General features: G+C 70.9%; 8 protein-coding genes. 6 read left to right on the top strand and 2 right to left on the bottom strand.

The genetic code is table 11. The annotated features are described in order from the left end of the window. Positions 1 to 493 precede the first annotated feature (493 nt). From EDJALFJO_RS06875 to EDJALFJO_RS06900, 6 genes are all read left to right on the top strand, one after another. Positions 494 to 1,417 (top strand): universal stress protein, encoded by a 924-nt coding sequence (locus EDJALFJO_RS06875; protein ID WP_088283527.1) that lies wholly within the window; start codon positions 494 to 496, stop codon positions 1,415 to 1,417. Positions 1,418 to 1,455: 38 nt separating this feature from the next. Next, positions 1,456 to 2,262 (top strand): universal stress protein, encoded by an 807-nt coding sequence (locus EDJALFJO_RS06880; RefSeq protein ID WP_088283529.1) that lies wholly within the window; start codon positions 1,456 to 1,458, stop codon positions 2,260 to 2,262. Continuing rightward, the gene (locus tag EDJALFJO_RS06885) at positions 2,259 to 5,006 is read left to right on the top strand and encodes a cation-transporting P-type ATPase (protein WP_198950077.1); all 2,748 of its coding nucleotides are present in this window, start codon (positions 2,259 to 2,261) and stop codon (positions 5,004 to 5,006) included. The genes EDJALFJO_RS06880 and EDJALFJO_RS06885 overlap by 4 nt, the downstream gene beginning before the upstream one ends. 312 nt (positions 5,007 to 5,318) lie before the next feature. Beyond that, positions 5,319 to 6,077 (top strand): ABC transporter ATP-binding protein, encoded by a 759-nt coding sequence (locus EDJALFJO_RS06890; RefSeq protein WP_088283531.1) that lies wholly within the window; start codon positions 5,319 to 5,321, stop codon positions 6,075 to 6,077. Beyond that, positions 6,074 to 8,548, top strand: coding sequence for an ABC transporter permease (locus EDJALFJO_RS06895; protein ID WP_143448345.1), 2,475 nt, complete (start codon positions 6,074 to 6,076; stop codon positions 8,546 to 8,548). Before EDJALFJO_RS06890 ends, EDJALFJO_RS06895 begins: the two co-directional genes overlap by 4 nt. Before the next feature lie 645 nt (positions 8,549 to 9,193). Beyond that, positions 9,194 to 9,769 (top strand): DUF3267 domain-containing protein, encoded by a 576-nt coding sequence (locus EDJALFJO_RS06900; protein ID WP_088283535.1) that lies wholly within the window; start codon positions 9,194 to 9,196, stop codon positions 9,767 to 9,769. A 183-nt stretch (positions 9,770 to 9,952) separates the two neighbouring features. Here EDJALFJO_RS06900 and EDJALFJO_RS06905 read toward each other — a convergent pair whose 3' ends face one another. Together EDJALFJO_RS06905 and EDJALFJO_RS06910 are read right to left on the bottom strand one after the other, a co-directional pair. Continuing rightward, positions 9,953 to 10,777 carry a PQQ-binding-like beta-propeller repeat protein gene (locus EDJALFJO_RS06905; protein ID WP_143448346.1) on the bottom strand — a complete coding sequence of 275 codons (825 nt, stop codon included), beginning with the start codon at positions 10,775 to 10,777 and terminating at the stop codon, positions 9,953 to 9,955. A gap of 277 nt (positions 10,778 to 11,054) precedes the next feature. Next, on the bottom strand, positions 11,055 to 11,573 hold a 519-nt coding region (locus EDJALFJO_RS06910), incomplete at its 5' end, for a hypothetical protein (RefSeq protein ID WP_233149721.1).

Below are 11,573 nucleotides of genomic sequence, written 5' to 3' on the forward strand. Positions count from 1 at the left end.
ACCCAGTGGGTGTCTCGACACCCCGGCGGCAGCGAGGGCATCGTCGAGATGTGCGGCGGGAACGGCGGCGAGTTCCTCGAGGAGCACTCACGGGACGCCGCCGCACGCAAGGTCCTCGCCGGCTACCAGGTCGGCGTGCTCGCCTGAGTGGGGGACGCTGCTGCAGGTTGCCGCACGGACTCAGTGACCAGGGACGGCGAAGCACCGAACCCCCAGATCGCGGCGTTGTTCGCCTGCAGCGCGCACCAGGGCGCGGCCCGCATGCCTGCGGAGCACCACGTCCCAGCACTCCTCCTGGCCATCCCGACCTGACTGTCCTGAGGTCACCGACGTCCCACCGGCGGGCGACTGGAGGGACTGTGCCGGTGGGTGGAGATCGGCGCGCTCCTGCAGGGCCCCGTATCTCCGATTCCATTCGGGGCCGTCGCACGCATGCACCGGACGCGAAGGGGACGTTCGCCCCGGGTGTGGAAGCCCCCTGCGCGGACAAGATATGTATGAAATCGAGTTCGTCTTTGGAGGGGTCATGGACGGCGCGCCAATCGTGGTCGGGTACGACGGGTCGGCCGGTGGGATCGAGGCCTTGGCGTTCGCGGTCGATGCAGCGCGACCGACCAGGTCGCCGGTTCGGCTGGTCCACGCCTGGATGCCGTCCCGTCCACTGTTGCGGTCCGCCGACGATGCTGCTGGTCTACGGTTTGATGACTCGGAGGCGGCCGGCAAGGCCGACCTGGCCGACGGCGTCGACCGCGTCAGGGGTATCGCAGCGGACCTCGACGTGAGCGCCGTCCTGGTTCGTGGCGCTGCGGCGCAGACACTGCTCGAACAGGCCGCCGACGCTCAGATGCTCGTGGTCGGCTCCCGTGGCAGGGGTGGGTTCGCAGGGCTGCTGCTGGGGTCCACCGGCGTGCAGGTGGCCCAGCACGCGACGTGTCCGGTCGTGGTCGTGCGCCCCGCCGACCTCGATGTCGTGCCGGGTCCGGAGGCCGGACGCGTGGTCGTCGGGCTGGACGGGTCCCGGGGCGCTGACGAGGCGCTCGGATTCGCCGTCGAGTACGCCTCGTCCCGGCGTCTGGGCCTGACCGCGGTCTTGTCGCTGGCGATCCACGGTGGCGGGCAGGGGCGGGGCGGTCTGACTAGCCAGGACGTCCTGATGGCTGACGCGGAGAGCGGCGCGAGGCTGTTGGAGGAGTCGCTCGCCGGATGGCGGGAGAAGGTCCCCGACGTCGACATCAGGACCCGCGTCGACGCGAGGCAGCCTGCACAGGCTCTGGTGGAGGTGTCGGTCGGCGCGGCGCTGCTGGTCGTCGGCTCTCGAGGGAACGGTGGCTTCCGTTCCCTGGTCCTCGGCTCGGTCAGCCACTCGGTGCTGCACCAAGCGCACGTGCCGGTCGCCGTCGTACGCCGACAGCCGTAGCTCGCCGCACGGAAGGACCTGGCGGAGACGCACAGACGATGAGCATCACTCGAGGACTCGAGCCGCGCAGCACTCGTCCGCCCAGTGTGGTGTTCGCCGACGACGGCGCGCCGGCCGCGGATGCCGCGTGGTCCTGGATCGCCGGTCACGACTGGCAGGGATGGCGACTGGAGATCGTCACCGTCCACGAGACGCTGCCCCCCGGGGACGCACCGATCAGGGCTGCCCGCCACGTGGAGCGCGTGGCGCCTGCGGAGATGCGGTTCGTGAGCTGTGACCACGTCGATCCTCGGGGTGACCCGCGGGTCGTACTGCTCGGCTACCACGGCGCCTCACTGGTTGTCGTGGGCTCGCATCACCGAGGTCACCTCGCGGGCCTATGGGCAGGGAGCACGACCGAGTGGCTGATCGTCGGCACGCCGTTCCCCTTGCTGGTCGCCCGCCACGGTCATCGGACCCGGTCCGTGGCCATCTGCGTCGACGGCAGCATCCACGCCCACAGGGCCATGGAGGCCTATCTGTCGCTGCCGTGGTCGGCCCAGGTCACAGCGCACGTGCTCACGGTCGACGACGGGACCGTCGACGTCGAGCAGGCTCTGGCGCGGGCCACGGCTGCCTTCGCGGGACGGCCAGTGCCTCCTGTGACCCGCCTGGTCGGAGCCGCGAAGCGCGTCATCCCCGACTACGTGCGGGACAACCAGGTCGATCTCGTGGTCCTTGGAACACGCGGGCTCACCGGTCTGAAGCGGATGGCGGTCGGCTCCACGGTCTCGGCCCTGCTCAAGGACGACGCGGCGAACCTTCTCATCGCCCATGTCGTCGACGACGGGACTGAAGGGGCGTGAGCGCGGCGGCCAGACTGCGGCCCGCGCCGGGCACCACACGCCCGTGGCATCTGCTGCTCGCCGGCGACGTGGCAGCCGACCTCGGGGTGTCGCCCACGGCGGGCCTCGACGCCGGCGAGGTGCGCCGCCGGCAGGCCCTCCACGGGCCGAACGCGCTACCGACCGCCGACCGGCGCAGCCGGCTGACGCTACTCCTGGACCAGGTGCGCGATCCGCTGGTCCTGCTGCTCCTGGGAGCCGGGGTGATCGCGAGCCTGGTGGGAGACCTCAAGGACGCGGCCGTCATCCTCGCGGTGATCCTCGTCAACTCCGTGCTCGGGATCGTCCAGGAGTTCCGGGCGGAGAACAGCCTGGAGTCGCTGCGCGCGATGCTGGCACCGACGTGCGTGGTCCGCCGGGACGGTGACCTGACGGAGGTGGCGGCCGTCGAGCTGGTGCCCGGAGACGTCGTGGTGCTCGAGGCCGGCGGCCAGGTCCCCGCTGACGGCCGGCTGAGCGTCGCGGAGCAGCTGGAGGTGGACGAGTCCGCCCTTACCGGGGAGTCGGTGCCCTCGGCGAAGCGGGTGGACCCCGTGCCTGACGAGGACGCACCGCTCGGGGACCGCTGGAGCTTGGTGTTCATGAACACCGTGGTCACCCGCGGTCGCGGTGAGCTGATCGTCGTCGGTACCGGGCCGGCTACCGAGATGGGGCGCCTGGCCGACCTGATCCGGCGGACGCCGGTCGCGACCACCCCGCTCCAACGCCAGCTCGCGCAGCTGGGTCGACGGCTGGCGGCCATCGGCGGCGCCGCCGTCGCGATCTACCTGGCCATCGGCCTCCTGCGCGGCCAGCCATGGCACGAGATCGTCCTGTCCGGGGTGGCGCTTGCGGTGGCCGCGGTGCCGGAAGGGTTGCCGGTGGTCGTCACCGTGACTCTCGCGGTGGGGGTCCATCACATGGCGGGTCGGGGTGCCCTGGTCAAGCAGCTCGCGTCGGTCGAGACCCTCGGGGCCACCTCGGTGGTGTGCACGGACAAGACCGGGACCTTGACGGTCAACCAGATGACCGTCCGCGAGGTGTGGATCGGCGGGCACACCTACTCCGTCTCCGGTGAGGGCTACCAGCCTCACGGCGAGGTCACCGACCCGTCGGGCGTCGTCCCCGGCGATGGCCGGGACGTGCTGCGACGGCTCGCCCGGGCCGCGGCCCTGTGCAACGACAGCACCATTGCGCAGGCGGTCGTGATCGGTGACCCGATGGAGGCGGCGCTGCTCGTCATGACTGCCAAGATCGGACTCGACCCGCACCGACTCCGGGCGCAGCTGCCGAGGATCGCGGAGGTACCGTTCGACGCCCGGCACCGCTACATGGCCACCGTCCACCCACAGGACGGACCCACCGGGCAGACCCTGGTCGCGGTCAAGGGTGCCCTCGACGCGCTGCTCGACCGCTGCGCGCTCATCGCGCAACCGGACGGGGCGGTGGGGCCGCTCGACGACATCGCGCGAACGACCGCGACGAACGCCATGACCACCATGGCCGCACGCGGTCTACGGGTCCTCGCGATCGCCGACCGAGAACTCCCTGCCGCCCCCACCCCGGCCGGCGCAGACGTCGAAGGGCTGGTGGAACAGCTCACCTTCCTGGGCCTCGTCGCACTCCAGGACCCGCCACGCCCCGGAGTCGTCGAGGCCATCGCTGCGTGCCACGGGGCCGGCATCGACGTCAAGATGATCACGGGGGACCATGCCGTGACGGCCGAGGCGATCGCCGGAGAGCTCGGGATCACCGGTCGGACCTGCACCGGCGCCGAGATCGACGCCGGTGACAGCACCCACTCCGCGGATCTCGACGGCGACAGGTGGCTCGTCGATGTTGGCGTCTTCGCCAGAGTCAGCCCCGAACACAAGCTGCGCATCGTGCGCGCCCTGCAGCGCGCCGGGCACGTCACCGCGATGACCGGCGACGGTGTCAACGACGCCCCTGCCCTGCGTGCCGCGGACATCGGGGTGGCGATGGGCAAGACAGGCACCCAGGTCAGCCGCGACGCGGCCGCGATGGTCCTCACCGACGACCACTTCGCGACCATCGTCCGCGCCGTCGAGGCGGGCAGGACGATCTACGCGAACATCCTGTCGTTCCTGCGGTTCCAGCTCACCACCAACATCGCCGCCATCGCCATGCTGCTGACCGCATCGGCGGCCGGGCTGCCCGCGCCGCTCACCGCGATCCAGATCCTCTGGGTCAACATGATCATGGACGGGCCGCCGGCGGTCGCTCTGGGCATGGACCCCGCCGAGCCCGACACCATGCGGCGGGCCCCCAGACCCGCCCGCGAACACCTGCTCCCACTCCCGCGCATCGCAGTGATCACGCTCAACGGGTCTGTGATGGCCCTGGGCACCCTCGCGCTACTCAGGTACGGCACGGCCGCGTGGCCCACCGGCCAGGCCGTCACCGCGGCCTTCACCACCTTCGTCCTCTTCCAGGTAGTCAGCGCCCTGACCGTGCGATCCGCGACGCTGTCGGTGTTCCACCGGCGCACCTTCACCAACCGTGCGCTGTGGATCGCGCTGTCGTTCATCGTGCTGCTGCAGGTCGTGGTCGTCACCGTGCCACAGGTGCAGGGTCTGTTCGGCACCGCGGCACTGACCCCGACGCAGTGGCTGCTGGCCTGCGCGACCGCGTCGGTCCTGCTGCTGGTCGACGAGACGCGCAAGCTGGCAATCCGCCTGCGCGCCGGCAGCGGCGCTCACGGATGACGGGGTGGATGGCCCAGCACCTCACCGGGCGCGCACCGCCAGATCAGCGACCGACGGGCAATGCCGGTGCCTGTTCTGCCACAGGCATCCCGTGGCAGCCACCGTCGAACGAGAGCAACAACGGGCTGCTGCGCCCGTGCTTGCCCCGGGGAGCAACCTGCGCGGCCGCGGTGCCGACCGGCTCGCCGCCGTGGTTGCCGAGTTGAACGCGCTGGGCTTCCTTGCTGCCTCATGGTCGGGGACGTTTGCCCATGTCGACCACCGACCAGGGACGGCAGGGTGGGTGCTGTCGATCCATGAGCGGGGATACCCATGACTGTCTTGCCCAGCAGCCCGGTCGACGCACGGGCCGGCGCGGAGGGGACCCGGATCGACCTGGACGACGTCTGCCGGTACTTCGAGGTGGGCGACACGGTGGTCAAGGCTCTGGACGGGGTCAACCTGCATGTGGACGAGTCCGCGTTCGTGGTGGTGCTGGGGGCCAGCGGTTCGGGCAAGACCACGCTGCTGAATCTGGTGGGGGCACTGGATGCGCCGACGTCGGGCACGATCCGGCTGGCCGGGACCGATCTGAGCACGGCCTCACGAGCACAACGCACCCGGATCCGCCGGAACACGGTCAGCTTCATCTTCCAGAGCTTCAACCTGTTCCCGGGGCTGACGGCGCTGGAGAACGTGCGGTTCGGCGCCGACGTCGCCGGTCGTGCGGACGCGGCGGACGTCGCCGCTCGGGTGCTGGAGCAGGTCGGCCTCGCGGGTCGGGCGGAACATTTCGCTCACCAGTTGTCAGGCGGGGAGCAGCAGCGGGTGGCGATCGCGCGGGCGTTGGCGACGGGCAACCCGATCCTGCTGGCGGACGAGCCGACCGGTGAGCTCGATTTCCGGACCGGGGTGGCGATCCTGCAGCTGCTGCGCGAGCAGGCCGAGGCGGGCAAGACGGTGCTGGTGGTGACGCACAACCGGGAGATCTCCCGGGTGGCCGACCGGGTGATCGAGCTGTCCAGCGGCCACCTGGTGGCCGACGGTCCGCCGGCCGGTGGCCGGGCGGCCATCGACGATCTGCGGTGGTGACCGTGGTGACCTCTCGCGGGTTGTGGGTGCGGTGGTCCTGGCGGGATCTGCGCGGCCGCTGGGTGCTGGTCACGGCGATCAGCCTGGTGATCGCCCTCGGGGCAGGGACCTACGCCGCCCTGCTCAGTACCAGCGCGTGGCGGCGGGCGTCGAACGATGCCAGCTTCGCGTTGTTGAACACCCATGACGTGCGGGTCCGGCTGAGCCAGGGCAGCACCGTCGCCGAAGGACGTCTCGCCGCCGTCGTGGCGTCGATCCCTTCGGCCGCCTCGGTGCTGGGCGTCCGTGAGCGGTTGGTGGTCCCCACCCAGGTGAGCGCCCCGCACGATCTGCTGGTGCCCGGCGAACTGGTCGGCACCGCGACCGGTACCGATGCTGGTGTCGACGACGTGTGGCCCTCAGCCGGGCGGCTGCCCGGCCCCGCTGACGACGGGCAGCCGGTCGTCGTCCTCGATCGGCAGTTCGCTTCCGCCAACCGGTTGCCGGCAACCGGCGAGGTCGTGATGTCCGGTGGTGCCCGGGCGAGCTACGTGGGTCTGGGGCAGCAGCCGGAGTACTTCCTGTCCTCGGGCGGTCAGGCTGCGCTGCCGTTCCTCAGCCAGCGGTCGTTCGCCGTCGTGTACGCGACACTGGCGACCGCGCAGGCTCTGACCGGAGCGGCCGGCCAGGTCAACGACGTGGTTCTCACCCTGCGCCCGGTCGACAGGCGCGACCCGGCCCAGCGCCCGGTGTCGCAGGAGCTGCTGGCAGACCAGGTGGCCGCAGAGCTGCGGTCCGCGTTGGCGGGGGCGAAACCCGCTGTCAGCGCGGTGGTGTCCACCCGCGGCGAGCTGCCCTCTTACCGGGTGCTGTACGACGACATCGCCGGCGACGCCAAGCTGTGGCGGATCGTCGCGCTGCTGGTACTGGCCGGGGCGGCGTTCGCAGCACTGAACCTGACCGCCCGGATCGTGGAGGCGCAACGCCGTGAGATCGGGATCGGGATGGCCCTGGGTGTGCGGCCCGCCGTCCTCGCGGTCCGGCCGATGCTCTTCGGGACACAGGTGGCACTGTTCGGCGTCCTGCTGGGCGTCGCGGTCGGCTGGCTGGTGGCGATCCCGCTCAAGGCCGTTCTGGTCGAGATGCTCCCCCTGCCGGTGTGGGTGACCCCGTTCCAGGTCGACGTCTACCTTCAGGCGTCCGCGCTGGGATTCTGCCTGCCGCTGGTTGCCGTGGCCTGGCCGGTCTGGCGGGCGGTCCGGGTGCAGCCGGTCGAGGCGATCCGGGTCGGTCACCTCGCGGCGCGCGGCGGAGGTCTGGCTCCTCTGCTTCGCCGACTGCCTTCACGGGGACGCAGCTACCGTCAGATCCCGTTGCGGAACGTGCTGCGGACCCCGCGTCGGACCCTGCTGACCGTGCTCGGTATCGCGGCCGCGATCACCACACTGGTCACCACGATCGGATTCCTCGACACCTTCAACGCGACCCTGGACGACGCCCAGCACGAGCTGCTGCGATCCGCACCCGAGCGCCTCAACGTCTCCCTCACGGCGGTGGAGCCCGCGGACGGCGACGTCGTGCGCGCCGTCCGCGCCCTGCCCGAGACGGACACGGTCACCGCCGGCCTGATGCTGCCGGTCACCGCCGGCCGACAGGACCGCACCGTCGACCTGCTCGTCGAGGTCCTCGACGACGCAGCCCTCTGGACGCCGACGATCGAGTCCGGCACCGCCCACGGCGGGATCGTGCTGGCCTCCAAGGCCGCCGCCGACCTGCACGTCACGGTCGGGGACACCATCGAAGTCACCCACCCCCAGGCAAGCCCCGAAGGGCTGCAGACCGCGCGCACCGTCATGACCGTCGCTGGGATCCACCCCAATCCGATGCGGGCGTTCGCCTACCTCGACCCGGCCACCGCTACTGCGTTCGGCATGTCGGGCGCCACCAACTACCTGACAGTCACCCCCGCTTCCGGGACGAGCGCCACCCAGGTCCAACGCGCGCTGCTGTCGATCCCCGCCGTCGCCTCCGCCCAAGCCGTCCGAACAACCACAGAGGGCATGCGCACAGGCCTGGACGAGTTCATCGGCATCCTGCAGATCGCGGCCCTGGTGACCCTGCTGCTGGCACTGCTGATCGCCGTCAACACCACCAGCATCGGCATGGACGAGCGCGCCCGCGACCACGCCACCATGCTCGCCTTCGGCCTGCCCGCACGCACCATCATCGGTCTCGCCATCGCCGAGACCGCCCTGGTCGGAGCAGCCGCCACCGTCGTCGGCATCGCCGGCGGCTACGGCGTCCTGGTCTGGATGGCAGCAACGACCATCCCCGCCGTGCTACCCGAGATCGGCGTGGTCGCCACCCTGTCGACCACCACCGTGCTCGCAGCCTTCGCCCTGGGCGTCGTCACCGTCGCGGCCGCCCCCCTGTTCAACATCCGACGCCTGAGCCGGATGGACATCCCCTCCACGCTCCGCGTCATGGAATGACCAACACCACCGGGTCCACGGAACAAGCGGAGCCTCGCAGACGGGGAACCGTCCAGGACCGGCGCGCCCAGGACGGGGCGCCTTCCTTGAGGTGGGGTTGACGGGCACGTGATGTCGCCAGAACGCTTCGCCCGCGACAGTCAGGCATGAGTGAAGGCGACCGACGTCGTGACGTCGGGTTCGAGTCCGGCCCCCGGGGCCGCCATCGCGCGCCGAACGACGACCAGGTAGTCGCTCGGCGCGCGGCGGCTGGTCTGGCCGATCGCTTCCGCCATCAGGCCGAGAGCGGTTTCTGCGTCATCTGCGGGAGCGTGTGGCCGTGTGCGCGGTCACGACGCGGGAACGGCCCGGCCCACGCACAGCGAAACCCACCCGAGGCCGGGTCGGGTCGCACTCGGCAACAGTTCAGCGCTTCTTGACCGCGGGTCCCACCTTCGACGGCCGCCTGGAACCTTCGCGAGGGCTTCCGCCTCGCGCCGCGAACTCGTGCCCTTCGGCCTTGAGCCGACACAGGGGTCGCGAAGCGCGTCCGGGAGCGCTCGGGAGGTGAACCCGGGGCGCGCGGAAATCCTGCAATCGCGCCGGTAGGTCCCGGAGGCTCCGACGTGTCCGCGGTTAGCCTGGACAGCAACACAAGGAGTCCACATGGCCGCCCGCGCCGAACCACTGCCACCAAGACTGGCCGGCCATCGCCATCTGGCGACATGGGACCTCAAGCACGACCGGCGGGCCGCGCTCGCAGTACAGCTGATCTTCCTGTTCGTCGCCGTGGGCTTCGTCGCTGCGGCACTCTTGCTCGACCTTCCTCTGGACAGCGGCTGGGGAACAATTGCATCCACCGTGGTCACCCTGGCGTCTTGTCTGGTGTACATGTGGCTGCACGAGGCCACTCACGGGGTGCTGCTGACCGTGTTCTCCGGGACGAGATCTCACTACGCGCTGCGCTTGCCCTACCTCACGACCGGCAACGACGCCTTCGTCGGTAGGAGGGCCTTTCTCGTCGTCGCGCTCGGACCGGTCGCGCTGTGGGGCGTGGTGCTTCTCGGGCTCTTCGCGGTCGTACCTGCCGCCGCCAACCTGACCGTCTACATCCTCAGCGCGCTCAATGTCGCGGGGTCGGCCGGAGACTTCTACCAGGCGTTTCGGGTCGCGCGGCTGCCATCGCTCGCGAAACTGCGCGACAACGGCGTCGAAACAACCGTTTTGATTCCCTTGCCCTGAGCCCGGAGCCGACGCACGAACATCGCCAACACCGCGAACGAGGCCTGGCCAGCCGTTCAGGGCTGTCTCGGCCGAGGGTCCTGCGGGGCCAGTCATTCAAGTAGTTGGGCGACACGTCGGTGCAGGCCGGGTAGCCGGCCCGGAACGACGCGAGGTCGATCACCCACCACAGTCCGGACCGGATCACCGTGTCACGTCGAAGGATCCGGCCGTCGGGTCCACGCGCGCGACGGACGACCCGGACTGGATCCACACGGCTGTCCCGTCGGTCGCGAGCTCACCGGACCCGGCGGGCACCCACTGCGTCGCCACGCGGCGGCCGGTCGTCGGGTCGATCACCGACGCACGCCAGCTGTCACCGGTCACGCGGACGACATGTCCGACCCAGAGCCGACCGTGCACGACCTCGATCCACGTGGGGACGGGAACCCAGGACGTCGGGGCGCGCGGGCCCAGACGAACGGTCTTCAGGGCCCTGCCGGTGCGCGGGTCGACGGCGGTCACCGAGTTCTCCCGACCGTTGCCCACCCACAACCGACGCCCGTCGAAGACGACCACACTCGGGCCGGCACCGCCGCGGTACCGGTACCGGCTGACCCGGCCGGTCCTCGGGTCGACCGCAAGAAGGCGCCGACCGGGCGAGGCAGCCATCCACAGCCGCCGACCGTCGTCGGTCAAGGACCCGACCCGTTCCCCGAGCGCGACGATCATGACGACGCGTCCCGTGGACACATCGAGCGCAAGGAGCCGCCCCAGCGTGTCCAGCACCCACAACCGGCCACGGAACAGCCGCATCGCCTCCGGCGAGCCGTCGACCCGTACGACGCTGCGCCGCAGCCCGGCCCGCCGGTCGAGCCGCTTCAGCGTGCCTGCCGCACCGCTGGACACCCAGACCACGTCCGGGGTGGCCACCACCCCCGCGGTGTCGCCGGTGTCGATCCGCTGGACCACCCGGTTCGTCCCCGGGTCGACCTCGATCACCCCGCGCCAGTCCTCCGGGTCCAGCATCCACACCGACGTCCGGCCGGACCGCGGCTCCGGCGACTGCACCGGCGGCCGAGCGGACGCCTCGCCCGAACGTGACGGCCCCGGCGCCGACGGCGGCACGTTCGGGCTCCTGACCGGAACCGAGGTCCGATGCGAGAGGACCAGGGAGGCGGCGGCTGCGAAGCCGACGACCACTGCTGCGACCGTGAGGCGCACCACGGTCCGCCGCTTGCCGCGGCCCGCGTTGACCGGTGGCCCTCCGGACAAGACCTCACGGCCCTGGCCGGCGATCATCGCGTCAGCATGTCGACGTGTAGCCGGTCAGGCTCCAGCCCCGGCCGACCGGCACGGCGACGACGGCGACGTGCTCGTTCCAGTTCGTGTAGTGCTCGAACCTGTGGCTGCCGTCAGACCGCACCCGGTACTCGGTGTACGGGCGCCGTCCGCTCGAGATGTCGAGCGGTGCCGCGTCGGCAGAGACGAGGAACGCACGCAACGCCTCCGCCGGGGTCGCGAACGTCCGGGACGAGTACCTCAGGGTCGCTGTCGCTTGGTCCATCGACGAGTTCCCGTCGGCGCACAGGATCGACTCATCGACCGGGACCGGACCGGGCACCGCGACCGTTCGTTCGATCAAGGGATCGAGGTCGAACGAGGGCGCCGAGCGGTCGATCCGGTACCCGACGGTCTCGGTGACCCCGCCCCTGGTCGTCAACCGCACCTGCACCTTGTCGCACGGCCACGCCGGCATCGACCCGATCCCACGCTTGAGGGTCAGCGTGTACTGAACGGCCCGCTGCGGCGCCGTGGTCGCAGC

The organism is Kineosporia sp. A_224 (assembly GCF_002198655.1).
In the GTDB taxonomy this organism is placed as follows: domain Bacteria; phylum Actinomycetota; class Actinomycetes; order Actinomycetales; family Kineosporiaceae; genus R-H-3.